Below are 25,586 nucleotides of genomic sequence, written 5' to 3' on the forward strand. Positions count from 1 at the left end.
GTTTTTAAGCTCTTCGCATCCCGTTTACTCGCCACCCTCATCTGCTCCTCTAGCTTTTCGCATCCCGTTTACCCGTCACCCGCATCTGCTCTTAGTCTCTTCGCATCCCGTTTACTCGTCACCCGCATCTGCTCTTTAGCTCTTCGAATCTCGTTTACCCGTTACTCGCATCTGCTCTTCTACTTCTTCACCACCCCGCCCGTTAAATACAATCCAATCGCCGCTAACACCGGATAACCAAACGCCTCATTGGTCATTTCCCCTAATGGTTTCCAATCGTAGCCGTGCATACAGCCCAAAATCACCATCACATGCAATGCCACATAAGGAATGGTGAACAACAACACAATGTAGCGCTGTACCAACTTAAAAGGTTCATACGCTTTAAGCAGTGCCAGCTTGTGCTTCGCTTTTTCTTCATCAGTAAAAAACATCGCATCTCCTGTGTTGGTGAGTGCATCTAACCCCTTGCTAATAGAAGACTGGCTCCCGAATATTCTTCCGAACAATGTCATACTGCTCCTTGGTTTGTTGATGGTTATATACCGCCTTTCTCGCCACTCCCGCTCTTAAGCCTTTCGAATCTCGTTACCCGTTACTCGCATCCGCTCTTAATCTCTTCGCTACTCGTTTACCCGTCACCCTCATCTGCTCCTCTAGCTTTTCGCATCTCGCTTACCCGAATCCCGTTACTGCTCTTCAAGCTCTTCGCATCTCGATACCCGAATCCCGCTACTGCTTTTCCGCTCTTCGCATCTCGATACCCGAATCCCGCTACTGCTTTTCCGCTCTTCGCATCTCGCTTACCCGAATCCCGCTACTGCTTTTCCGCTCTTCGAATCTCGCTTACCCGAATCCCGTTACTGCTCTTCAAGCTCTTCGCATCTCGCTTACCAGAATCCCGCTACTGCTTTTCCGCTCTTCGTATCCCGATTACTCGCATCCCGCATCTGCTTTCAAGCTCTTAAGCTCTTAAAGCCATAACCGGACACGCTTTATTCACGCCCCAATCTTTATGCCCCTTAACATTCTCATCTGAAATCAAGAACTGCTCTTGCAGTGCAGCAGTCAAACCAAACAGCGCCTTACGCTGCGCAAGTGTGAAGTTGTCTTCTGGTTGCAGAGCAGCATTACAGCCACCGACCATACAAACCCCAATATTGCCCTTGTTGTGTCCTTTCACATGCGCGCCAGTTTGTGACAGTGGCCTGCCAAGTTCGACATCCCCATTGCGACGAATCACAAAGTGATACCCCACATCACGCCAGCCTTTCTTTTTATGCCATCGACGAATCTCGGCTACGTCTACATCTTGCTGTGGTGGCGTGGCGCTGCAATGCACCGTAATAAATGAGAATGCCGGGCAATGAGGCAAACGAAGTAAAACCGAAACCAGACTGAAGGAGTAGGGCGCGAGTGAAAAACAAGGCTCTAACGAAGGACTTCGCTCTTCCGTGCTAGCCCGCTCTTCCGAGTCAGTCCGTTCTTGTGAATCAGCCCGCTCTTGCAAAACAGGTGCTTTTAACGGCTGGTGTGGAACTCGATCAGTTGCTGGTGGAGTGTTTGACAAAATAAATCCTCGTGTTGTTGTAACCAAGTGATTAAAGACGTTGGTAACGATTCTTTTAAATTAGGGTGCAGTGCGATGTGCTGTCGCAAGCTGGTGGCTACGGTTTTGGCATAACCAGAGTGGTGGCTGACATAGCGTAAATACATCACGCAATAACCTAATGGTTGGGCGCGCCGTGCTCGGCTGATCATCCAACAAATATCCTCATAGCTGGGGTCGTCACCGCATTCATCCTCATTTAAATAACAACCTTCCATTTGGCTTTCTTTATAACCGCCGGCTTCATAGCTCAGTACTTGGCCAGACCCATCACTATCACTAAAAAATAACGGTTGGCGCGACTGAGTGAGGGAGTTAGCGCGGCACTCGATGCTCGCCATTCCGGGTTGGTACGCTGAAATAAAAAGAGAAACTATCGCCTTCATTAAGCACCTTATTGCTGCATGGGGAGGGCAATGTACTTCAACATTCTTGATTGGGGTTGGCGGGAATAACGCAAAAACAGAGGAACACAAAAAAGTGAGAGATGCTTCGAAGGAGCTCATCTTAATTATTGTTCTTGTTGCATAGCAGTGAGAACACATAGGAAAAACACCTTTTGTTACTTTTTATCTCGCTTCACCTTCGCCCCCAAACTTCTAAAGAGTGCTGTTAATGCCTTTTATGTCAATGGTCTTGTATATCAAAGGACTTTTCTAGCGAGAACGAGGCAGACAGCTAGAGCGGTGCCAATGACCAGACCAATTAACAAGGAGCGTTAACCATGTGTGTTTCTCTTATTCTTTCTTTCATCCCATTAAAAACCGGCTCGCCCATCAGCAAGTTGGTGTTATTAAAATTGGCCGATAACGCAGATGCGCGCGGCGTGTGTTTCCCTTCCCTAAATTACTTAGCGCAATATTGCGAAGTGTCGGTAAGAACCGTGAAACGACACGTTAACGAGCTCGAAAAACAAGGCTTTGTGAAGCGGATAAAGCGGTTTGATGATTCAGGACGCCAGCGCAGCAACATATATCAGCTGCGCCTACCCAGCGACAGCCACATTCAGCAGGTCGATTTAAACCAAGCAGCCCGAGACCTCGTTCAAGAAGACAAAGCTCTCGAGCAAGAAGACAGAGATCTAGACCTAAATGATCAAACCGACCAAGATAACGCAAAGGTAGAACAAACAGGCTTACCGCCATGCTCGCCAGAAAATGCGCAGAAGACAGAGCGTGAAAAGAAAACAGACCATGCGCAGAAAATAGACCATTCAGACACTCCCCCGGGTGACACAAGATCCAACACGGAGAGTGATCACCTGGCACACATAATCTTTCATAAAGAACATAAAACAGACATTTCTTGTAAAGCAGCCCCAGATCTTGAAACAGCCTTGTCCCTCGAGAAAGAACCAGCAACACCGCAAGCCAACGCCACCAAACCAACAAGCCAAAAGAATGAAGCCGTGATTCACCTGCTCACCCAAGAGGGCAGCGCGCCGATTTATCATGAATTCACCACCATATTAGAGCGCACCTACCCCAAGTTAGATGTGCTGCAAGAACTGCATGCCATGCAAGCGTGGCTGTACATCAACCCCGATAAGCGCAAGCCCTTCGAGCACATTGGCCACTTTGTGAACGGCTGGCTAAGAAGAAGCGCCCAAGCCAAGGCGAAACGAGACTCATCGCCAGTCTTTAAGCAACCAAGAGCGGCTAAACAAGCTACAGCGGTTAAGCAAACACAAGCGGTAAAACCCTCAAAAAAAGCTCAATCGATAAAAGACGCAGGATCAAGAAAAGCAGGTGCGCCTACAACTGCTTTAAACCAAGCGCAGCTTATCAAAAGCAACCAAGCCGAAAGCAAATCTCAAAACCCCACGCCTGTCTCTCAGGCCCTAGCGGACTACAAAGCCAAAAGCACCACCAACCCGTTCGAAGCGCGTATCAAGGCCCTAGTTCAATCCAAATCAACGAACACGGATTCTAAGCAGTGACCATTCGATCATTCACAGACTAAGCGCTTGTTCACATAGCCCAAAGCTATTGAAAACCAAGAGCTAAGAAAACCAAACGCGAACACAGACAAAAAACGTCAAGATACAAAAGTAGAATTAGGAGAGGGCAAATGGACGATACCAGCCTAAAAAAACTGACAACGGAAGAAAAAGTCACCATTTTAGAGAAAGAGATAGCGCGAGTGGAAGGGCGCATCGGCGAGTTCTTGACCTTGCTGGTGAATCATTACCCACAAGGGCTAACACGCACTGAAATCAAGCTGTTATTGGCAGTAAACAACAACCAAAGCTTTGTGTCGCTGTACCGAAACGGCAATATCTTCATTGATATAGAAAAACGCTACTGCGACGCAGCACAAGAAAACCGCTACCACATAGGCACACAGTACCTGCAAGACGTACAATGCTTTCGCTGGCTGAAGGCGTGGTAAACTGGCGTGCTGGCGTGCTGGCGTGCTGGCGTGCTGGCGGGCTGGCGTGCTGGCGTGCTGGCGGGATGGCGTGCTGGCGTGCGGTAAGAGAGTGACAGATAGACTGATTAGACAATATGCACTAGCGTTGGTATTATTGCGTTAATTTGAATCAGCCTCACAATAAATTAGGGAAAGAGCCACTCACTGATGACCAATCTTGCTTATAGGAGCCAAACCTAAGGGCGGTAGCGTACCTAAAGTAGAATGAGTCTCAACGAAATAGTACTAAAAGCTGTTGAGTGAGTATTTTTGGCGGCCTATTGGGGCGGTTTTTAGAAAGTCAGTAAAATCTAGGTTTTATAAGGGATTGTCGAAAATAGACTGTCTCAAAATGAATAAAAAGTGTCTCAGTGCGTTTTTAATGCTGAGATGATTTTGTGATTAAATTCCTCATTTACAAACAGCACCTTCACATTCGTGAGGTGTTCTAAGCATGATACTACAAGAGAATATTATGAAAATCCTCGTCACTGGTGGTGCTGGTTTTATCGGCTCAGCTGTTATTCGTCATATCATCAATAATACATCTGACAGCGTGGTCAACGTTGATAAGCTCACTTACGCAGGTAACTTAGAATCTCTTATCGAAGTGGATTCGTCTGAACGTTATGCATTTGAGCAAGTCGATATTTGCAATCGAGTAGAGCTTGACCGTGTTTTTATTGAACACAAGCCAGACGCAGTGATGCACCTAGCGGCTGAATCGCATGTTGACCGTTCAATCACTGGCCCAGCCGCATTCATCGAAACCAACATTGTTGGAACATATACGCTGTTAGAAGCGACTCGCGAGTATTGGAACACGCTTGAAGAACGAGCGAAAGCAGAGTTTCGTTTTCACCATATCTCGACTGATGAAGTGTATGGTGATCTCCCACATCCTGATGAAGTGGAAAGTGGTACCGCCTTGCCAATGTTTTTAGAAACAACCTCTTATGAGCCATCAAGTCCATACTCGGCGTCCAAAGCATCGAGCGATCACCTAGTGCGTGCCTGGTTACGCACTTACGGCCTGCCAACTATCGTCACTAACTGCTCAAATAACTATGGCCCATATCACTTTCCTGAAAAATTGATCCCGTTAGTGATTCTTAATGCTCTAGAGGGTAAAGACCTGCCTATCTACGGGAAAGGCGACCAAATCCGTGACTGGCTGTTTGTTGAGGATCACGCCCGCGCACTCTACAAAGTCGTGACAGAAGGTGTCGTAGGAGAGACTTATAACATCGGTGGTCACAATGAAAAATCCAACATCGAAGTAGTACAGACGATTTGTGACATCCTAGATACGTTAGTACCGAAAGAATCAGCATATGCCGAGCAAATTACGTACGTTCAAGATCGCCCAGGGCATGACCGACGTTACGCGATTGATTCATCTAAGATGCAACGTGAGCTCGGTTGGACGCCTGAGGAAACCTTTGAAACGGGTCTTCGTAAAACAGTGCAATGGTATCTAGACAATTCTACTTGGTGTCAAAACGTGCAAGATGGCAGTTACCAACGTGAGCGTCTAGGTGTAGAAACAACTGAATCAAAGGGAAGTAAATAATGAAAGGGATTGTTTTAGCGGGTGGTTCAGGTACGCGTTTATACCCATTAACGCGCGGCGTTTCAAAGCAACTACTCCCAATCTACGATAAGCCGATGGTGTTTTACCCAATCTCGACATTAATGCTAGCTGGTATTAAAGACATTTTGATTATCACCACACCGGAAGATAATGCCGGTTTTAAGCGCCTGCTGGGTGATGGCTCTGATTTCGGTATTAATCTTGAGTATGCGATTCAGCCAAGTCCAGATGGCCTAGCGCAAGCGTTTATCATTGGTGAAGAGTTCATTGGTGATGACAGCGTCTGCTTAGTACTTGGCGATAATATCTTCTATGGTCAGTCTTTTTCTAAAACACTACAAAGTGCTGCTTCAAGAGAATCAGGCGCGACAGTGTTTGGTTACCAAGTGAAAGACCCAGAGCGCTTTGGAGTGGTTGAATTTGACGATGAAATGAAGGCAATTTCAATTGAAGAAAAGCCGGAAGCACCAAAGTCCAACTATGCAGTAACAGGTTTGTATTTCTACGACAATCGTGTGGTTGAAATGGCCAAGCAAGTGAAGCCATCTGAGCGTGGTGAGCTAGAAATAACGACCCTTAATGAGATGTACCTAAACGATGGCTCGTTGAACGTAGAGCTACTAGGTCGTGGTTTTGCGTGGCTAGACACAGGTACACATGAAAGTCTTCATGAGGCCTCTTCCTTTGTACAAACAATCGAACATGTTCAAGGTTTAAAGGTTGCTTGTTTAGAAGAAATTGCTTGGCGTAATGGCTGGCTGAGTAATGACCAAGTATTGACGCTCGCTAAACCAATGATGAAAAACGAATACGGTCAGTATTTGACACGTCTAGTAGCTGGAACTCAGAAAAAGGTTGCAAGCTAATGCGTATCTTAATTACAGGTTGTCATGGTCAAGTTGGTTCTTGTCTCACTAAGCAGTTATCTAACGATAATAATACAGAAGTACTAGCGCTTGATAGAGAGCTCCTTGATATTACAAATCGAGATGCTGTAAATGCGGTTGTTACTGAATTTCAACCTAGCGTTATTATTAATGCAGCTGCACATACAGCGGTTGACAAGGCTGAGGAGGAAGTTGACCTCTCTTATGCGATAAATCGTGATGGTCCAAAGTACTTAGCACAAGCCGCGCAAACCATTGGTGCGGCAATTCTGCATATATCCACAGACTATGTCTTTGAAGGTAATAAAGTCGGGGGCTATATCGAGACAGATACGACAAATCCTCAAGGTGTCTACGGTGAAAGTAAACTGGCTGGGGAAATTGCGGTTGCACAATCATGTGAAAAGCACATCATTCTTCGTACGGCATGGGTTTTTGGTGAAAATGGCAATAATTTCGTGAAAACTATGCTGCGATTAGGACGTACGCGAGATGCGTTGAGTATTGTTGGTGACCAGTTTGGCGGACCGACGTATGCCGGTGATATTGCCGATACATTGATCCAAATAGCGAAGCGAATTAATCAAGGTGATGCTATTGAGTACGGAGTTTACCACTACTCAGGCTTGCCACATGTGAGTTGGTTTGACTTTGCAGATGCGATTTTTGATGTTGCAGTAGAACAAGGGGTTCTGGCGAAAAAACCGAGATTAACGAGTATTACCACCGACCAATACCCAACACCCGCTAAGCGTCCAAGTAACTCTCGATTAAACAACGAAAAAATCATTCAAGGTTTTTCTGCTAGGGCTAGTGATTGGAAGGCTGCACTAAACAATATTCAAGCGTATACGGAATAACAAAATGAAAGTAATCAATACTCGTATTCCAGATGTAAAAATCATAGAGCCAAGTGTATTTGGTGATGAACGTGGTTTCTTTATGGAAACCTGGAATCAAAAGCAATTTGAAGAACTAGTAACGGGAAAGCCGACTCAATTTTTACAAGATAATCACTCTAAATCAAAGAAAGGCATCTTACGTGGCCTTCACTACCAAACTGAGAATACCCAAGGGAAACTGGTTCGTGTTATTTCTGGTGAAGTGTTTGATGTAGCGGTTGATATTAGAAAAGGTTCACCAACGTTTGGGTTGTGGGTTGGTGAATACTTATCTGCAGAGAATAAGCGTCAGCTTTGGGTACCAGAAGGGTTTGCTCATGGTTTTTATGTGACGAGTGATGAGGCTGAGTTTGTTTACAAATGCACAGACTATTACAACCCGAAGTCAGAAGTATCGATTGCTTATGATGATCCATATCTAAATATAAAATGGCCTAAAGTTGTTGAGCCAATGTTATCAAACAAAGATGCTGCAGGATTAAGTTTTCTTGCGTGTCCCTCTATTAATCTAAAGGGAATATAATGAAAATAGCTATTATTGGTGCAGGTTGGTACGGTTGTCATATTGGCCTCTCACTCACACAAGCTGGCCACAACGTGGATATATTCGAAAAATCGTCGAATACAATTTCTGGTGCGTCAAAGAGAAATCAAAATCGACTGCATTTAGGATTCCATTATCCTCGTTGTAACGTGACGAGACAACAATCTAAGAAAGGCTATGACTGGTTTATAGAACACTATGAGCATCTTACTCGAAAAATTTCAAATAACTGGTACAGCATAGCTGATACTGAAAGTTACATCGACTACGAAACTTACAAAATAATCATGGAAGGAAGTGGACTAGAATTTGAAGAAGTGCCATTGCAAAAGAACTTTACGAAAATGAGTAATTTTCTTCAATGTGAAGAGATGGTAGTTAGGAATGATCTTGCGACAAACTATTTTGATACGATTTTAAAAAATAACATAAGATTTAATCAGTACGTTGATTTAAATAACGAGTCGGTTATGAAAACATTGGAGGGGAAATTCGATTACATTATAGATTGCTCTTGGGGTACAGCAAAGAAAATAAATGGCTTAGACTATTTTTATGAGCCATGTGTGTATTTTTACTACAAAAAGAAAGCTGAAGTAAAAGAATTTGCTTTGACCATTATGGATGGACAACATTATTCACTATACCCATATTATGATGATATATACACACTTACATCTGTTAAAAACACTCCTTTAGGCCAGTATGATGAACTAAATGAAGCTATCGCTGAATTAGCAAAGGCTAAAAATAGCAAAAAAGTAATCGAAATCAAGAAGAGAACTTTTGAAAGTGAATTCGAGTCTTACTATCCTGGTTTTTTAAAAGATTTTGACTTCGTAGATGTTGAATTTTCTTTAAAAACAAAGGTTAGAAGTGGTACTGACTTTAGGGGCTGTATAGTGAAAAATGATGGTAAATTGATATCTGTGTTTTCTGGAAAGATAGATACATTACATATTGCAGAGTATGAGGTTTTCAAGATAATAAATGGATAACAAGATAACTATATTTGGTTCTAGAAATAAAATAAGCAATATATTGCAAGAAAGCCTTTTAAAAGATGGATACAATGTTAACGTAATTGGAAGTGATATTATTGATTTTTCTGATATAGCGTTAGAAAACTTAGTCGAGGAATTGGATTTTCAACAAGACTATTACGTTTTTACTTCAGGGGTTCTGCACGCTAAAAGAATAAACCAGCAAAGCACGAGAGAAATTCTAGATTCTATTTCGATAAACCTCATATCAATTGTTCGCATTTGTGATTGTCTATTGGAAAAAAACCCGAACGCGAAAATTATAATTATCGGCTCTGAATCTGGAGATAAGGGATCTTTCGACACTACATACTTTTTGTCTAAAGCTGCTCTATCTAAATATGTTGAAGAGAGATGTATCTCCAATCTCGGGCAGCAATTACTTTTAGTATCTCCTTCAGTTATTGAAGACTCAGGTATGACTGCAAGACGAAAAGACACTCACAATGTCAATTTGAATAAGCAGAACCACCCCAAGAAACGACTTCTGGAATCGTTAGAAGTAGCAGATTTTATTTTATTTTTAATTAATAGACGGCTTGACTATCTCACAAATACTGAGATAAAGATTAATGGTGGTAAATTTTCTAGGATGAAGTACTAATATGAAACTTGCGATTTTTGCGACTAAGTTCCCGTTGATATCAGAAACGTTTGTAATCAATCAAGCTATTGAACTACAAGCTCTTGGTAATGAAGTTTCTATCTTATGTGAATCGGTAGACCCAAGCGGATTTATTCATGATAGCATTAATAACTCGGATTTGAAGAATAAAATAATCGAGTTAAAACCGACAAATGATAACATGCTGACAAGGCAAGTATACAATTTAAAAAATATTGCCAAAATGTGTGTTACAAATCGATATAAAGAACTGCTTTCGATAGTTTTCGACCGTAATATGACTCTTAATCAAAAAGAATCTTTAGTTAATTACCTCTCGAAAAAGGATGTTGATAAGTTAGAGTTTAATAGTATTATCTGTCACTTTGGTACTAATGGCTATTTATTGACAAAATTAAGAGAGTTAGGGTACTTAAGTGGTTCTATATACGTATATTTTCACGGTTATGAACTAAGTAGACACGCAGTCTTAAAAAAATACACTCAACAGTATCGAAAGTTATTTTCAAGTGCAGAAAAAATGCTACCAGTTTGCGAGCATTATAAAAATATACTGATAAATATCGGATGCCCGGAAGAAAAAATTAAAGTTCAGAAAATGGGTGTTAATGTAGAGCAATTTAGCTTTAACAGAGACAAGAACATAAATAGAGATAAACTACGCTTAATACAGGTTGGCAGATTGACTGAGAAAAAAGCGATTGTAGACTCAATCAAAGCTGTTATTAATGTTTCAAATCAAATGGATGTGGAGTTTAATATAATTGGCGACGGTGAATTAAGGAGCGATGCACTTAAGTTGATCGAAGAGTATGATGCATCTAATTATATCAAATTGCTAGGCTCTATGTCTCAAGACAATGTGAATAAAATGATGGATTATTCCGATATACTGTTGTTACCAAGTGTAACACCAAGTAGTGGGGACACGGAGTCTATCCCCGTTTGTTTGATGGAAGCTTTATCGAAAGGGCTTTTAGTTATATCAACGAATCATTCAGGAATTCCTGAATTGATTCTAAATAATAAAACCGGCTTTACCGTTGAAGAGTCTGATGTTGATGCACTTTCAGAAAAAATTTTATTAATTAGTAGATTAAATGATAAGGAGATAATTTCTTACAGAGAGCGCGGACGCAAAGCTTGTTTGGAAAATCACGATAATATAAAGTTAAATAGAGAGCTATTTGAGTTTATTGGTTTGAACGATGTCAAAACTATATAATGCTATTGCTAAATCATTAACAGGTAGATTAGCGACTTATATAGTGCAGTTTTCTTCCTTAGCAGTTTATTCTAGGATATTTACACCAACTCAATTCGGTGTAATCGCGTCATTACAGTTGTTCGTTGTGTTCTTTCAAATGTTAAGTGATATTGGTATTGGTCCGGCTATAATAAATGAAAAGAAATTTGAAAGTAAGCAAAGAGATGGGGTTTTTACTGTAACTCTAATTTTTGGTGTTTTTTTAGCTGTAGTATTTTATGCATTTTCATTTTTAATTAATGAGTTTTATAATGGCTTTGAATACCAAAAAATAGCAGCACTTGCTTCAGTAGGTATAATATTTAGCTCTTTAAGTATTGTGCCGGTCACAGCCCTAAATAAAGATGCTAAATTCTATCAAATTGCCTTAGCTGATGTGGTTTCTGAAATACTCACTCTCGCTATTATTTTATTTCTTTGGACATTGGAGTTTGGAATAATTGCGCTAGCTAGCAGAGCCCTGTTTCAACCATTATTTAAATTTTGTATTGTCTTACCTCTTTCAAAGAAAACGAATCTAGGTCTTTCTCGCTTAGGCCGTGAGGTGTGGCATATCAAAATTCTATTTAAATTTTCAGTTTATCAATTTGGGTTTAATTTTATAAATTACTTTTCGAGAAATATGGATAATCTGATTGTGGCAAAAGTATTCGGCACGATATCACTAGGGTTTTACGACAGGGCTTATCAGTTGATGCGCTATCCCTTGATGCTTACTACTTTCGCGATGACTCCAGCGATCCAGCCAGTCTTGACTCGCTACAGAGATGATACAGATTATATAGTAAAGGAGCATAATGATTTGGCTGCTAGACTATTATTGATATCCACACTAATAAGTGTGTTTTTGTATTTTAACGCTGAAAATGTAGTTTTAATTATATTTGGTGAACAATGGTTGGCTTCTATAGAGTATGTGAAAGTATTTTCTTTGATTATCCCAATTCAAGCCGTTTTATCTACAAGTGGTTCTTTTTATCAAGTGATGAATGCACCTAGGTGGTTATTTATTTCTGGTTTGATTTCTGCTTTATTTAATTTGTTCGCGATAATTGGAGGAGCAAGTCTAGGTGAACCAATATATGTTGCTTATGGGCTTGTGATTTCCTTTTTAATAAACTTTGTTCAAAATTATTCGATATTGTTCAAGGTGGTTTTTGGCAGGGGTATTTTTGATTTTCTTGTGAAGTTATATTATTCTCTTCGCGCTATATCAATCCCCTGTTTTATTTATTGTTGTGTGGAAATTCTAGGTTTTAATAACAATAACTTACTTCCATTATTTAATGTGATTATAAACGGCTTAATTTGCGTTGTGCTTATGGTGTTTTCTAGGAATGCCATAAAGGAAATAATCTTAACAAAAAGTCGTTAAATCTAACTATTACCATTGAAAAAGTATGAACATTCGAAGTAATAAATGGGTATCAAGTTTTATTTTATTAAAACTTGTCATCATTATATTTTGTAGTATATTTTTTGAGTTACTCACAAAGCAAGGTGATTTAGATATTTTTACTACAAGATTGGATAGTGGAGGGCATCCACTGACTGATGGAACAGACTTAATGGTTGAGATAGGCATTGCTATCCGAGATCCGTTATTCGCCAACTTGATATTTGGTGGGTTAAGTCTTTTCTTGTGTTTCTTGGTGTTGAAATATTGTATAAATAACTTGCACACCGTTCATTTTAGGCTTATATACATGGCTATGTTGGTTCCCAACTATTTACTTTGGACAAGCCAAATGTCTAAAGAAAGCTTTTTTCAAATAGTTTTCTTTTTCGCTTTGTTAGCATTAAATTCTAAGCATAGGATTTTGGCTATTCCATTTCTCTATTTTTCTTATGTAATGAAATTTCAATATTTCATCCCATTTTTACTAACGTTGAGGTTATTTAAACGAACTATTAGTAATTTCTATACTTACTATATACTATCTACTCTCAGTTTAGTTGCTATATTTGTTTTAGCTTATGATAATTTTGATGTTATTGAAAAGTTTGCAGTTTCTTTTGCCATGTATTTCGACGGTGGGGGATCTGCTAGGGATACGAGTTGGAATGACGTTTCTGATTTTGCCGTCGATTTTATAATATATCCTATCCCTTTTTTTATTGGTCCGTTAATCACAGATATTACTAAGGGCCCATTGTACTTAATCAGCTTTATAGAAGGAATTTTTCAGTTAATATTACTTATTTATATGTTTGTTAGTTTAGGTCAGGATAAATATGCTAAAAGAGTATTTGTCCTCGTAGTGATAAGCTTAGTTTATCTCCATTTTCCGTTTTCAGCTTTTAATATAGGTGCAGGGATAAGGTATAAGCAGGCTTTATGGACCACAATAATTGTTATATTTATTACTCTTTGCAAAGGTAAAAGTAGAAAATGCCAAGGTTAGTTTACTTTTTGACGGAAACGATGTTAATTGGTTCCGGTATTCAAAAAAAAATAGAAAGTCAAGTGAGATCTTTTGAGAAAATTGGTTATAAAACAAGGGTGGTTAATAATTCTGATTTTTTCACAAATACAGTTTTTGGAAAGTTAAAATCAAAGTTAGATTTTAGAAACTCTATTTCGGAGATATTGAATTTCAATCCGGAAATAGTTTATATTAGGTATGTCCATATTGCCTCACCCTTCTTTTTATCTTTCTTAAAGGCTATAAAAAATGAAGGTATTAAAATAGTACTAGAAATACCAACATTTCCTTATGATCAAGAGTATAAATCAAGAGGGGCGCTTCCATTAACGAAACTGTTTGCTGAAAGGTTATTTCGCAATCAGATGGAAAGGTACCTGGATTACATAGCGACTTACTCAGATGATAGTCGTATATTTGGCGTAGATACCGTAAAAATAGCAAATTGCGCATCTGTTGACAAAGTTATAAACGATGATATTTTAGTTAAACATAAAAGTTTTAATATGATCGCAGTTTCTAGCTTGTATCCCTGGCATGGATATGATTTATTACTCAATAATATTAAAACGAATATTGAATTTTTAAGAGCACTAAACTTTAAATTGGAAGTAGTAGGAGATGGACCAGAACTACCAAAGTTGAAGTCAATTGCATTGGAAAAAAACTTGAGTGATGTTGTTAATTTTCATGGACATAAAAATGGTGATGAACTAGACGAGTTATATCGCAATATATCGATAGGTGTAGATTCTCTTGGGCGTTCTAGAAGTGATAACTCAACAAACAGTTCATTAAAATCGAAAGAATACCTTATGCATGGGTTGCCAATTGTTAAAACCCATCAGGATAAAGATATAGATAAGTTTGGTTCTATTCAACTTACTTTGGATGAAGTTAATATGAAAGAAATTTATCATTGGTTCATAAGTTCTGAATACTCATCTAAGGACCTGAATCATATCGCTAGAAAAGAATTTGTTTGGGATGTGCAATTATTAAAAATAATTGAAGCTTTAAAGGTCGAGAAAAATGTCGATTAATACTATTGCAATTTGTATCGTAAGCTATAATCGTGAATTTAATGAGGTCGTGCCACTTGATTTTATTAAAGATTACGAGGTGGCGAATGGAAACAGTCTTTCTATTGAAGTTTACGATAACTCTGTTGATGGATGGGAATTTATACCAGAATATGTTGAGTATTATTCACATACAGGTAAAAATCGTTCTCTTTCAAAGATATATAACGAGTTTTGTATGCGCCATAAAAGTAGTGCACAATATCTTTTATTTCTGGATCATGATACTAGATTAACTTATGACTATTTCAATGAGCTTTTACAATGCTGTTCAGAAGGTGTTTCACAAATACTAGTGCCAAAAATCGATTATAATAATAAGTTGGTTTCTCCGTACTTCGAAATATCCTATAAAAGATTTCCTTATGTATCTAGTCTCGATAAGTTTTTGGGTAGACGTCTAAGGGCTATTGGGTCTGGAATCTGTATTCGAAATGATGTTGCTAGTAGACTTCCCTTTGATGAAAAGTTGAATCTTTATGGTATCGATACAAAGTTTTTTATAGACTATTTAATTGATAATTCAAGAAAAAATATTTTTATAATGAATTCTACGTTAGAGCATGACCTTTCACTAAGTATAAATAATGATAACATTGTGGTTCTGGAAAATAGAGTTAGAAAATATTTGGATGATTTTGAAGTTATCTTTGGTTCGTCATTCTATGTAAAAAGTTACAAGTTTTTTCTAGGAGTGTTTTATAAATTATGGTTTGCTATTAGAAGGTAGAATGAAAGTATTACATTTAGGAAAGTATTATAGCCCATTCTCTGGTGGTATAGAGTTTGTTAACCAACAAATTGCCGAATATAGCGTTGAGAAAGGTGTAGAGACAACAGTGCTGTGTTTTGGTCACAAGAATGAGAACACAGTTATAAATGGCGTGAGTGTAATCCGTTGTAAATCCAATGTTAAACTGCTTTCACAACCTTTGTCCTTAGGATACCTTATCAAAGGCTTCATGGAAGCACTAAGACATGACACATTACATGTACACTCTCCTAACTTTCTCGCGTTTATCTTGGTACTTTTGCTTCCATGGAAGAGAACAATTGTTCATTGGCACGGTGAAGTTTATGATAAGGGGCTAATCGGCTTTTTAGTCTCCCCTTTAGTTTATCTCACTCTTGTGGTTGCGAACAAAATAATCGTTACTACAAGACTTCAGCAACTAAGTTCGAGTTACCTGAGGTATTTTAAATATAAAACTGTAGTCATTCCTATAGGGTTAATTGACTATGCTAGAGAACTACATGTAGATTCATCGAATGACGCAGTTCTTGCGAAGTTCAGTTTAAAGAAGTCTGAATATATTCTTTTTGTTGGTCGATTAGTTCACTTTAAAGGATGCACGGATTTAATTACTGCTTTTTCCGAGATAAAGTGTAAAAACGTAAAGTTGGTAATTGTAGGAGAAGGGCCAGAAGAAAAAAACCTTCTAGATTTAGTTGAAAAATTTAGTTTGGGTTCTCGCGTAGTTTTTACTGGAAACTTGAATTCTCTTACAAAACTTAGTGAAAACTCAACATATAAGGAACGTTTGTTGCCCAGTTTAATATCTAATGCAAAATGTTTAGCCTTCCCATCGATACATAAAGCTGAGTCTTTTGGTATAACAATGGTAGAGTCAATGGTTTTTAGTACGCCAATCATCTCAACTATCATCCCTGGCTCTGGTTCATCTTGGGTTAACAGAAACATGGTTAGCGGCCTTCAGTATCCTGTAGGTGATATTGATATTCTTTCTGATAAAATTGAACTTATGTTTTCGGACGATTTATTGTATAAAAGGCTATCTAAGAATGCGAGAAGAAGATATGAGAATATATTTAGAAGTGAGCTTGCAGTTTCGAAGATATTGAGATTATACAAATGATAAATTCTATTGTGTATAATTACGTGTGAAAAGTACAGGACCTGACTCTTATACACAAATTGGCAACTAGGGATCGACCTCAGGGAAAATTCACGTACATGCCCATGTTTAAAGGCTTCGCGGCTTGTTAGGCACACTATCTTTCAATATGGTTAGCGAGTCCCATCACATAATTGACAATTAGCCGATGAGCAATTTGTAGATCATTTTCAGTGTTTTCTAATACCTCCATAGAAAAATTGGAGGTCCAACAGTGAGTAACCAACACCCATTTATGCATTTTGATGTCATCCCAGATTACCGCCAACAAGGCAAAGTCGAGCACAAGTTAACTGATATCATTTTGTTAACAATTTGCGCCGTACTTGCCGGTCAAGATGATTGGAAAGCCATTCATCTTTACGGCCAAGCACAGTTAGATTTTTTAAAGCGGTTTGGTGATTTTAGTCATGGTGTACCTTCTACATCGACAATAGCAAGAGCGATGGGAATGATTAATGCCACTCGCCTACAGAAGTGCTTTATCGAATGGATGAAGGATTGTACTGAGCTCACTAAAGGTGAAGTGATTGCCATTGACGGTAAAACCGTTAGAGGCTCTTATGATGACTCTCGCGGTCTTGGTGCTATTCACATGGTAAACGCTTTTGCGACTGAAAATGGTGTTAGTCTCGGACAACATAAAGTGTACGAGAAATCGAACGAGATCACCGCTATCCCAGAGTTGCTCGAACTGCTTGATATATCAGGTTGTTTAGTCACGATTGATGCGATGGGTTGTCAAAAGAAAATCGCGCAAAAGATACTCGATAAAGACGCAGATTACCTTTTAGCTGTAAAAGGTAATCAAGGCCGTTTAAAGCAAGCGTTCGATAACTATTTCGACATGAGCATGCTCCAAAAGCATGATGGAGACTCCTACAGTACACAAGAGAAATCACGTGGCAGACAAGAAACCAGACTTGCATTGACCAATAAAGATTTAAGTGTTTTAGGTGATGTTGAGCTTGAGTGGCCAGGTCTGAAAAGCATGGGGATTGTGGTTTCAATAAGGCAAGAAGATTCGGTAGCGAAAGAGTCAGAAGTTGCAGTGAAATACTACATCAGCTCTAAGGATTTAAATGCTAAAGAATTGTTAAATGCCACGCGTTCACATTGGTTAGTTGAGTCGATGCATTGGAGTTTGGATACCACATTTGGTGAAGATGCGAGTCGCAAACGCGCGGAAGAAAGTGCAGAAAATTTCGCAAGGATCAGACAAGCGTGTTTAAATATGCTCAAGAGTGAAACGACACTAAAAGCGAGTGTGAAACACAAAAGGGCGATGTGTGCGATGGATTCAGAGTACCTTATGAAGGTTCTGGCAAGCCTTTATTGACGGGGATGTTCATGATTTTTCCGTGGCTTGGATATCAGGTAAATGTTCAATGATGGCTTGTAACCTTTAACTAACCTTATTGCACTTCTAATTAACTATCATCTAGATTGTGTTTTTTCATCAACACATCATTTTTTGATACTTTCTATTAAATTTAATTAACTCATAAACAGTTGGCTTATTTATGAAGATTGCTATTGCTGGTACAGGCTATGTTGGCCTGTCTAATGCGATGCTGCTTGCTCAGCATCATGAAGTCGTTGCGGTCGATATCGTGGCTGAAAAAGTAGAGATGCTCAATAACAAGCAGTCTCCAATTGTTGATACCGAAATCACCGATTTTCTCACCAATAAATCGCTGCATTTCACTGCGACCCTCGATAAAGAATTGGCGTATTCAAATGCCGATTATGTGGTTATTGCTACCCCTACTGATTATGACGTAGAGACGAACTACTTTAATACCTCTTCAGTGGAAGCGGTGATTAAAGAGGTAATGGCGATCAACCCAAATGCGGTGATGGTGATCAAGTCGACCGTGCCTGTCGGCTATACCGCACGTATTAAAGACGAGTTGGGTTGTGAAAATTTACTGTTCTCACCTGAGTTTTTGCGTGAAGGCCGCGCATTGTACGACAACTTGCACCCATCTCGTATTATCGTTGGTGAGCGTAGTGAACGTGCAACGGTGTTTGCAAACCTTTTGGTTGAAGGCGCAATTAAACAAGATATTGAAGTCTTGTTTACCGATTCAACAGAAGCTGAAGCGGTTAAGTTGTTCTCAAATACTTATCTAGCAATGCGTGTTGCCTACTTTAATGAATTGGATTCTTATGCTGAATCTCATGGTTTAGATGCACGTCAGATTATTGAAGGTGTAGGCTTGGACCCGCGTATTGGTTCGCACTATAACAACCCATCGTTCGGCTATGGTGGTTATTGCTTACCGAAAGATACTAAACAGCTTCGTGCGAACTACGCGGATGTGCCAAACAGCATCATAGGCGCCATTGTTGATGCTAATACTACCCGTAAAGACTTTGTGGCTGATTCCATCATCAAGCGTAACCCGCAGCGTGTGGGTATTTATCGTTTGATCATGAAGTCTGGTTCGGACAATTTCCGCGCGTCTTCCATTCAAGGCATCATTAAGCGCTTGAAAGGTAAAGGTATTGAAGTAGTCGTGTATGAGCCTGTATTGGAAGACGAAGAATTTTTCCACTCTGCTGTGATTAAAGATCTGGCCGAGTTTAAGACGATGTCGGATGTGATTGTTTCTAACCGTATGGTGGAAGAGCTGCAAGATGTCGCGGATAAGGTCTACACTCGAGATCTATTCGGCAGCGATTAATCTTAGCATCCAACAGGGGACGTGAAAGAGAAGTTCGCGCCCCCGTAATAAATTAGTAAAAATAATAAGTTATGATTTCTTTCTCTTCGGTGATACTGCCTGTGAGACAGGATCTAACAAACATTTTAACCCCCAACATATTGGATACTTTCTGTGTTGGGCTTATCTGATTAAGCTGGCTAGCTTTACTTTAAAGAAAATAACTCATGATTAAACACTGCTTATTCCCTGCGGCCGGTTATGGCACGCGCTTTTTACCTGCTACGAAATCCATGCCCAAAGAAATGATGCCTATCGTTAATAAGCCGCTTATTGAGTATGGCGTTGAAGAGGCGATTCAAGCGGGCATGAGCAGTATGGCCGTTGTCACTGGTCGTGGTAAAAGCTCATTGATGGATCATTTCGATAAAAACTATGAGCTTGAGCACCAGATCCAAGGTACTAACAAAGAGTCTTTGCTTGATGACATTCGCTCTTTGATTGATTCAGCTCAGTACACTTTTATTCGCCAACGTGAAATGAAAGGGCTTGGGCATGCCATTTTAACGGGTAAAGAATTGGTTGGTGATAACCCGTTTGCAGTTGTTCTGGCTGACGACTTATGCATTAATGATGATAAAGGCGTGTTAGCACAAATGGCCGCACTTTATCGCCAGTTCCGCTGCTCTATTGTCGCGGTAGAAGAAGTGCCAGAGTCTGAAACGCATAAGTACGGTGTGATTGCTGGTGAGCACTTAAGTGATGATCTGATTCGCATTACCGATATGGTTGAAAAGCCTGAGCAAGGTACCGCGCCAAGTAACTTAGCTATTATTGGTCGTTATATTCTAACACCAGATATCTTCGATATTTTGGAAGACACACAGCCGGGCAAAGGCGGTGAAATCCAAATTACGGATGCGCTTTTAGAACAAGCCAAAAATGGTTGTGTGATTGCGTATAAGTTTAAAGGTAAACGTTTTGATTGTGGCAGCGTCGATGGCTACATCGAGGCGACGAACTACTGTTATAAAAACGTCTATCTGAGAGGCAGCAAAGCAAAAATGGATCAAACCGCTACTGAAAAGGGTAGTCGTTGAGCATGAGGTATTGATGTTTCCTCACCACGAGAATCGCTTGTGGTGATTTGTTGCGTGTTTCTTATTCTACATCTACTGGATGACGCATTCGTTTAAGATGGAAGCCGTCAGAAAATGGAAGAAGCTAAAAAGCAGCTAGGACACGATAAATTTAAAAAGGGCCTATTCTCAACTTGAGATTGGCCCTTTTTGTTTTTAGTCAGTTTGAATGGTTTTGGACTTGAGAGCCCTCTATCTCGAGAACGCCTTTGTAAGTTTTTTATACGTTTTCTCTATGAACTTAAGCCATTAATACACTTTTTCTGGAAGGTTACGTAAACTTCTAATCCAGCTGGTGATGCGCCAAACATAGCTCATGGCCACGGTGTATGAAGCAAAACAGATCATAAACAGGATGAACATGGTCGATTCCGCAATTTCTAGGAACTCACCAAAAATACCGAACCCTGCAAAGCCACTTGCGATCAAACAAATGATGGCCAGAGTTTGTCGTGATGTAAAACCAAGACGCTGGAAGATGTGGTGGAGGTGCTCTCTGTCTGGCTTGAAAGGGGAGTCACCGCGTCGTACGCGTCTAAACATGATGGCGGCCATGTCCATCAGTGGTACAGCAATGAGCCACAACGCTGTAATCGGTCGCATCATGGTTTCTAATGGATCTTGACTGGCGCCGAGCAGTAGCCAAATTACGGTAAAGCCAATCATCATGCTACCAGCGTCGCCCATAAAGACCTTACGCTCTCGCCCAAGAATACCAAGGTTCATCATGATATAAGGAATGGTTGCGACAATGAACACCACGCATAAATACGCTAAGCCATGTTGGCTGTCGACTTGAAGTAAAAGGGCGATACCGCCAAAAGTCACAATAGCAAGCCCACCTAACAATCCATCAATGCCATCCACCATGTTGAACGCGTTAATCGCGCCAATCACTGCGAGTATGGTTACTACTGGGCTCAGGAAACCTAAATGCAGGTCGCCAGTACCAAACAGGTTACCAATGTTGTCTAATCGAATATCGGCGAAATACATCATCCCGATGGAGAGAATTGCTTGCACTGCCAGTCGTATTTTGAAGCTAATGTCGAATTTGTCATCAAGCGCCCCGATAATAATAAGCGTAATAACAGAAGCTAAAAAGAGTGGGCTATGAGGGATGACGTCTGGATGGGTAACGATGAATTGGCTAATGGTTAAGCTGATCGCTATACCACCTACCAATGGGATCGCACCAGAGTGTAACTTTCTCTCATTAGGTTTATCCACTAAGCCAATGGATTTTGCCATTTTTCTCATCAAAAAGAGTGAGGAAAAAGAGAAGAAGCAAACAAATGATAGCTCTAATAACATGATTAATTCTAGCCAATTTATTGTGTGAATTTTTATTGTGTTTATTTTAAGCTAAAATCTGTTTTATGTACATGCTGTTGATTATGGCGACTGACTTTTATTAGTAATACCTTCGCGTGAGGGCAGGAATACAAGGCGAAAGTGTGCTAGCACCAAAATACGGGGAAACTCATGTTATCGTATCGCTAGTCCTCCCATAGCCAAGGCCGTTGCCTGTACTGATATCGGTTGAGCTGAAACGACACCGGTTTCTTGATGGTCGTGTAGCTGTAACACTGCCTGTTATGCGGCTTATCGATAATGACGGTCTTCTCGCCATAACAAATATCACTGCGTGGATCTTGGCAATGTTCATACAAAGCAAAAGATAACGCTTGCCCCCATTGAAGGTGTTTTTCCCACCTCATCGACCTATCCAAATGCCCATCCGTTTGTTTCAACGCTCAGTGGTATTTGGCTAAAGGCAACCCAGCGTACTGGGCGTGAAACAGAACATCGTGCAACATGACTGCCTCTGAGTTCATTATGCTAGCAGTATGCAAAATACAGCGCCCAAGTATTTTTTAAACTTCGCCAATAACTTTGCGATTTGGTCATCAGTTGAGTCTTGAACGAATGGCCTATTGGGACTGATCTTTTTCTGTCCTGATTTTACTCTGCTAATCATAATCTTACTGTGTAGTCTGTCTCAGCCCTGAGACCGGTGATCATTTAAGATCCTCTTTTTGAGACTCCGCGTAAAAATAAAAATACAGGACACCCATGTGTTTGTTTCAACTTCGCCAACAACTTTTGCGATTTAGTCATCAGCTGAGTATTGAACGACAATTACTCTGCCTTGGTTCGTAGTCGTCTAATCAGCGTTAGCCGTTCCCAAAATCTTCAGCTAATGTACAATTTGCCAAATGAGTAAAAAGGGTGTAGTTTTTACTCATGGTTAAATTTGAATTTGATGAAAATAAAAGCAGGTCAAACTTTGAGAAACATGGAATTGATTTCTATACTGCCCAAGGTTTGTGGAACGATTCTGATCTTATCGAAATCCCTGCAAATACAAGCGATGAGCCAAGATATTTAGCTATCGGTATGCTTAATGGCAAGCATTGGTCTAGTGTCATTACATATCGTGGGTTAACTCTTAGAATCATTTCAGTCAGACGTTCACGCAAAGCGGAGGTGAACTTATATGAAAGCGCATGAGTTTGATGCCAAGTTTGAAAGTGACGATGATATTTTAGGTGATCTAGATTTATCTAAAGTTAAACGTCCAATGCAAAAACAGAAACGAGTCAATGTTGATTTTCCTGCCTGGATGCTAGAGTCACTAGACCGTGAAGCAAGTCGAGTAGGTGTTACACGACAGTCAATCATCAAGGTTTGGCTAGCTGAAAGGCTTGAAAATGTAGCCCATCACCACACTTCAAACTGAACGGTTACGAAAGTAAAATACTGGGCGCCCATGTATTTGGCGATACGGTTTAACATTCATTCAGTGTTAAGATTATGAAATGAAAAAGACAACTCCAACGCCACATGATGCGCTCTTTAAGCAGTTTATGACTCATCCAGAAACGGCTAAAGACTTACCAATCATTAGAGGAATCTGAATTTACTTCCGTCTATGAACGCATTCATTCTATGGCTTGCAAAGGCGATGAAGGTAAAGGAGAGGTCGCCTCTTTACCCGCTAAAGGCTTAGCTGGCTTTTTAGGGAATGAGCGACAAATGCAACCCTCGGTGTTTTCTAAGATAGGGGGTATTGAGTTCTCTTTGTTGGATTATTTAGCCCTAGTAGAAGCATTAGGCCAAGTGGTTCGGCCAAACAAGCGTGGTTATATTCCGCCCTGTGATAATATGATTCTTGAACGGCTCAATATGAATGCCGAAGAGTGGCTGAAGCTTTCAGAAAGCTTTGGGGGCAAATTTCGCTGTGCTGTTGGGTCTGCTCAAGAGCTTGAAAGCTATGCATTGCACACCAACTGAGCGTGGGTGTCAGGGCAAAGTTTGATGAATGTTACCCAGCGCTTGAATTAAGATTGGATAAATTTCAAATCTGTTTTACGTTTGTTCTTGAGCTTCTGGTAAAAATTTTCGTGTGAGTCTAAGTGAAGAAGATAGAGCTCAAGCTTATTCTCTATCCATGAATAACCTAATAGTGCGAGTTGATTGTTAAGCTGAAACTTGTGAACACGCATATGAGAAAGATCACCTTTCTTTTGTTCACCTATTTCTGGGTGCTCAACAATCTTTTCTATTTCATCTTCCACGATGGTTAATAGGGTATCAGGAAGTTTCGATAATGCCTTTTCAAAGCGACGTGATTCGTAAATATCAATGTTTCTTTGTTCTTCGCACATAACGCTTTGCCAGGCCTTGTTTAACTTCTTGATTTGCAAGTAGAGATTCTTTTACAAATTCATAGGGCAAATCTGGATTATCAATCATGATTTGACCGATTTTGGCCCAATACTCTATTTGTTTTGGTACTGAACGATTTTCGGCTTCTGCGTGTACCTTGGCTTGGCTCACGAAGTTTTCATCGAGTCTTACACTGGTCGCCATAATGAGTCACCTAAGTTGTCTATATTTAACTCAATTATGCGACAATTTGTTGCATTGGTCAATCAAGGACGGGATCCTAATATTCCACCGAGTCAAAATACGCGCTGAGCTGTGAAATATAAAGGTCGATGCTTACGCTGTCTGAAAGTTTGTAATCTTTAGCTCGTGAAACCTCTAATCAATGGTTTCCTTGTCCCCCTTATGTAAAATTAGGGTCGAAACAAGGTGTACTTTTTGAAAATTGCTATTGCTGGAACAGGCTATGTTGGTCTGTCTAATGCGATGCTGCTTGCTCAGCTGATCTGCCCCAGTCAGACTGGACACTTCATTAAGTGACAGTAGTTCCTAAGGCTCACTCACACGCGAAGAATATGGCTTACTGTATACTCCGTTGTAAGGCGTTTGTATTTTGAGCCTGTTTTTGTGCGCTTTGGAGTAGTTTAGTCACGTCACTCACTCCTAGTTCAGCTTTGATTTCTGAGACAAGTCCCGTAACCTCAATGATGATATCCTTGTTGGGTAGTACACTAACAACATCTGAGTTCTCAAGAGTTTTCTTGGCTGACTGAACTTTGCTCTTTGTTGCTTCGCCACCAACATTCTCAATAAAGCTCATCGCCGCCTCACTGTAGATCCCGTGATTGCTGTCTAGTAGCAGTAGCACCGCTTTCTCTGTGTTCGTCAGTGACACCAACCTTTCATCAAGATTGTTCTCGACCTTAATCGCTTCCTTAATAAATTGAATTGATTGGTTGAGTGAATTTTGCTTATTAACCAGACCGCGAATGACGTTTATCACCCAATAAGGTGATTTATCAGTAGCACGCCAAAAATCCATCAATTCAATCGGGTAAACATGGATGTTATAAGCGGTTTCAAGGCGCTTAACACAGTGGTTAATGAACCCATCATCAATCTGAGGAAACTCATTAACCTGAGCAGACTGATAAAATGGGGCATCCTTGTCATGAAATGCTGCTCGCATCCGCTTGCGGCTTGATCCAGTGTATAAAACCGTAATGGTGGAACCCAGAGTATCCAGAATCGTGCGAAGTGAGTAATTCAGGTTCTCAAATGCAGGGGACGTCGATAAGTGTTGAAATTCATCAAGTATCAAGACCACCTTACTTCTACCACATACTTTTTTGATTTCATTGAGAAGCGACTTGATATCACTCATCTCTTTGTCTGTAGTTGGTCTTGGGGTGAACTTAAATCCGATTTTGCCAAATCCTGCGTCAATCGCCATCTGCTCAATTTCAGTATTCAGGATACGCTTTATCGTACCCTCTTGCGAAAGCTCGTTATAAGCAGCTTGCAGTTGACTGATGATCTCGTTTTGTGGTGCATTCTTATTGCCCCACATGTTTATGTAAATTGGGGTAAGCCCCTTATCGATCAGATATGGACTTAAATCATGCAGTAAGAAGTGAGTCTTACCTATGCGTCGGCTCCCCAGATAAGCCATCCGAGAGAATAGAGTGTCTTGACACATAGTGCCGATATGACGAGCCAAGTCTTCGCGAGGGTATGACCAAGGATCTGGGTTGCTGATGTATTCTAATTTCTTCACGATGCCACCTCTATGCTTTCAT

General features: G+C 40.2%; 27 protein-coding genes. 20 read left to right on the top strand and 7 right to left on the bottom strand.

Annotated features, from left to right (window positions below):
* Positions 1–179: 179 nt before the first annotated feature.
* The 3 genes from H5300_RS16085 to H5300_RS16095 all read right to left on the bottom strand — a co-directional run bounded on the left by H5300_RS16085 (position 180) and on the right by H5300_RS16095 (position 1,995).
* A complete protein-coding gene (locus tag H5300_RS16085) occupies positions 180–515 on the bottom strand; it encodes a hypothetical protein (RefSeq protein ID WP_004733275.1) in 336 nt (111 codons plus the stop codon).
* Between the two features lie 449 nt (positions 516–964).
* Complete coding sequence (locus H5300_RS16090) at positions 965–1,510, bottom strand: N-acetylmuramoyl-L-alanine amidase (protein WP_405055143.1); 546 nt, start codon at positions 1,508–1,510, stop codon at positions 965–967.
* 11 nt (positions 1,511–1,521) lie between these two features.
* Positions 1,522–1,995, bottom strand: coding sequence for a hypothetical protein (locus H5300_RS16095; protein ID WP_182796401.1), 474 nt, complete (start codon positions 1,993–1,995; stop codon positions 1,522–1,524).
* A gap of 338 nt (positions 1,996–2,333) precedes the next feature.
* Here H5300_RS16095 and H5300_RS16100 point away from each other — a divergent pair, with 338 nt between their 5' ends.
* The 17 genes from H5300_RS16100 (at position 2,334) to galU (ending at position 20,076) form a co-directional block, all read left to right on the top strand.
* Positions 2,334–3,548: a helix-turn-helix domain-containing protein gene (locus H5300_RS16100; RefSeq protein WP_182796402.1), complete on the top strand. Its 1,215-nt coding sequence runs from the start codon at positions 2,334–2,336 to the stop codon at positions 3,546–3,548.
* A gap of 131 nt (positions 3,549–3,679) precedes the next feature.
* The gene (locus H5300_RS16105; protein WP_182796403.1) at positions 3,680–4,000 is read left to right on the top strand and encodes a hypothetical protein; all 321 of its coding nucleotides are present in this window, start codon (positions 3,680–3,682) and stop codon (positions 3,998–4,000) included.
* A gap of 496 nt (positions 4,001–4,496) precedes the next feature.
* A complete protein-coding gene (rfbB, locus tag H5300_RS16110; RefSeq protein ID WP_182796404.1) occupies positions 4,497–5,594 on the top strand; it encodes a dTDP-glucose 4,6-dehydratase in 1,098 nt (365 codons plus the stop codon).
* Positions 5,594–6,481, top strand: coding sequence for a glucose-1-phosphate thymidylyltransferase RfbA (gene rfbA / locus H5300_RS16115; protein WP_182796405.1), 888 nt, complete (start codon positions 5,594–5,596; stop codon positions 6,479–6,481). Before rfbB ends, rfbA begins: the two co-directional genes overlap by 1 nt.
* Positions 6,481–7,362 (top strand): dTDP-4-dehydrorhamnose reductase, encoded by an 882-nt coding sequence (gene rfbD, locus H5300_RS16120; protein WP_182796406.1) that lies wholly within the window; start codon positions 6,481–6,483, stop codon positions 7,360–7,362. Before rfbA ends, rfbD begins: the two co-directional genes overlap by 1 nt.
* A 4-nt stretch (positions 7,363–7,366) precedes the next feature.
* Positions 7,367–7,927: a dTDP-4-dehydrorhamnose 3,5-epimerase gene (gene rfbC / locus H5300_RS16125; protein WP_182796407.1), complete on the top strand. Its 561-nt coding sequence runs from the start codon at positions 7,367–7,369 to the stop codon at positions 7,925–7,927.
* Positions 7,927–8,946, top strand: coding sequence for an FAD-dependent oxidoreductase (locus H5300_RS16130; RefSeq protein WP_182796408.1), 1,020 nt, complete (start codon positions 7,927–7,929; stop codon positions 8,944–8,946). Before rfbC ends, H5300_RS16130 begins: the two co-directional genes overlap by 1 nt.
* Entirely contained in the window at positions 8,939–9,595 is a 657-nt protein-coding gene (locus H5300_RS16135; RefSeq protein WP_182796409.1) for an SDR family oxidoreductase, read from the top strand. Before H5300_RS16130 ends, H5300_RS16135 begins: the two co-directional genes overlap by 8 nt.
* Before the next feature lies 1 nt (position 9,596).
* Positions 9,597–10,841 carry a glycosyltransferase gene (locus H5300_RS16140; RefSeq protein WP_182796410.1) on the top strand — a complete coding sequence of 415 codons (1,245 nt, stop codon included), beginning with the start codon at positions 9,597–9,599 and terminating at the stop codon, positions 10,839–10,841.
* Entirely contained in the window at positions 10,825–12,258 is a 1,434-nt protein-coding gene (locus tag H5300_RS16145) for an oligosaccharide flippase family protein (protein ID WP_182796411.1), read from the top strand. The genes H5300_RS16140 and H5300_RS16145 overlap by 17 nt, the downstream gene beginning before the upstream one ends.
* A gap of 25 nt (positions 12,259–12,283) precedes the next feature.
* The gene (locus H5300_RS16150; protein ID WP_182796412.1) at positions 12,284–13,288 is read left to right on the top strand and encodes a hypothetical protein; all 1,005 of its coding nucleotides are present in this window, start codon (positions 12,284–12,286) and stop codon (positions 13,286–13,288) included.
* Positions 13,276–14,352: a glycosyltransferase gene (locus H5300_RS16155; RefSeq protein ID WP_182796413.1), complete on the top strand. Its 1,077-nt coding sequence runs from the start codon at positions 13,276–13,278 to the stop codon at positions 14,350–14,352. The genes H5300_RS16150 and H5300_RS16155 overlap by 13 nt, the downstream gene beginning before the upstream one ends.
* Positions 14,342–15,121, top strand: coding sequence for a hypothetical protein (locus tag H5300_RS16160; protein ID WP_182796414.1), 780 nt, complete (start codon positions 14,342–14,344; stop codon positions 15,119–15,121). The genes H5300_RS16155 and H5300_RS16160 overlap by 11 nt, the downstream gene beginning before the upstream one ends.
* Before the next feature lies 1 nt (position 15,122).
* Positions 15,123–16,268, top strand: a complete 1,146-nt coding sequence (locus H5300_RS16165) for a glycosyltransferase (RefSeq protein WP_182796415.1) — start codon at positions 15,123–15,125, stop codon at positions 16,266–16,268.
* A gap of 274 nt (positions 16,269–16,542) precedes the next feature.
* Entirely contained in the window at positions 16,543–17,646 is a 1,104-nt protein-coding gene (locus H5300_RS16170) for an ISAs1 family transposase (protein ID WP_182796427.1), read from the top strand.
* Between the two features lie 184 nt (positions 17,647–17,830).
* Entirely contained in the window at positions 17,831–18,997 is a 1,167-nt protein-coding gene (locus tag H5300_RS16175; protein ID WP_182796416.1) for a nucleotide sugar dehydrogenase, read from the top strand.
* Between the two features lie 206 nt (positions 18,998–19,203).
* Entirely contained in the window at positions 19,204–20,076 is an 873-nt protein-coding gene (gene galU / locus H5300_RS16180; protein ID WP_182796417.1) for a UTP--glucose-1-phosphate uridylyltransferase GalU, read from the top strand.
* A 288-nt stretch (positions 20,077–20,364) separates the two neighbouring features.
* Here galU and wecA read toward each other — a convergent pair whose 3' ends face one another.
* Complete coding sequence (gene wecA / locus H5300_RS16185; RefSeq protein ID WP_182796418.1) at positions 20,365–21,429, bottom strand: UDP-N-acetylglucosamine--undecaprenyl-phosphate N-acetylglucosaminephosphotransferase; 1,065 nt, start codon at positions 21,427–21,429, stop codon at positions 20,365–20,367.
* Positions 21,430–22,362: 933 nt separating this feature from the next.
* Between wecA and H5300_RS16190 the strand changes: the two genes are divergently transcribed.
* The 3 genes from H5300_RS16190 to H5300_RS16205 all read left to right on the top strand — a co-directional run bounded on the left by H5300_RS16190 (position 22,363) and on the right by H5300_RS16205 (position 23,412).
* Positions 22,363–22,629 carry a BrnT family toxin gene (locus tag H5300_RS16190; RefSeq protein WP_182796419.1) on the top strand — a complete coding sequence of 89 codons (267 nt, stop codon included), beginning with the start codon at positions 22,363–22,365 and terminating at the stop codon, positions 22,627–22,629.
* The gene (gene brnA, locus H5300_RS16195; RefSeq protein WP_017051371.1) at positions 22,616–22,858 is read left to right on the top strand and encodes a type II toxin-antitoxin system BrnA family antitoxin; all 243 of its coding nucleotides are present in this window, start codon (positions 22,616–22,618) and stop codon (positions 22,856–22,858) included. The genes H5300_RS16190 and brnA overlap by 14 nt, the downstream gene beginning before the upstream one ends.
* 209 nt (positions 22,859–23,067) lie before the next feature.
* Positions 23,068–23,412: a hypothetical protein gene (locus H5300_RS16205; RefSeq protein ID WP_182796420.1), complete on the top strand. Its 345-nt coding sequence runs from the start codon at positions 23,068–23,070 to the stop codon at positions 23,410–23,412.
* A gap of 47 nt (positions 23,413–23,459) precedes the next feature.
* On the opposite strand, the gene H5300_RS16210 is transcribed toward H5300_RS16205, so the two are convergent.
* The 3 genes from H5300_RS16210 to H5300_RS16220 all read right to left on the bottom strand — a co-directional run bounded on the left by H5300_RS16210 (position 23,460) and on the right by H5300_RS16220 (position 25,564).
* Positions 23,460–23,786, bottom strand: a complete 327-nt coding sequence (locus tag H5300_RS16210) for a type II toxin-antitoxin system RelE/ParE family toxin (protein WP_182796421.1) — start codon at positions 23,784–23,786, stop codon at positions 23,460–23,462.
* A complete protein-coding gene (locus H5300_RS16215; protein ID WP_021024601.1) occupies positions 23,761–23,991 on the bottom strand; it encodes a TA system antitoxin ParD family protein in 231 nt (76 codons plus the stop codon). The genes H5300_RS16210 and H5300_RS16215 overlap by 26 nt, the downstream gene beginning before the upstream one ends.
* A 376-nt stretch (positions 23,992–24,367) precedes the next feature.
* Positions 24,368–25,564, bottom strand: a complete 1,197-nt coding sequence (locus H5300_RS16220) for a hypothetical protein (protein ID WP_182796422.1) — start codon at positions 25,562–25,564, stop codon at positions 24,368–24,370.
* Positions 25,565–25,586 lie beyond the last annotated feature (22 nt).

It is taken from the genome of Vibrio sp. SG41-7 (assembly GCF_014164465.1).
Taxonomy (GTDB): Bacteria; Pseudomonadota; Gammaproteobacteria; order Enterobacterales; family Vibrionaceae; genus Vibrio; species Vibrio splendidus.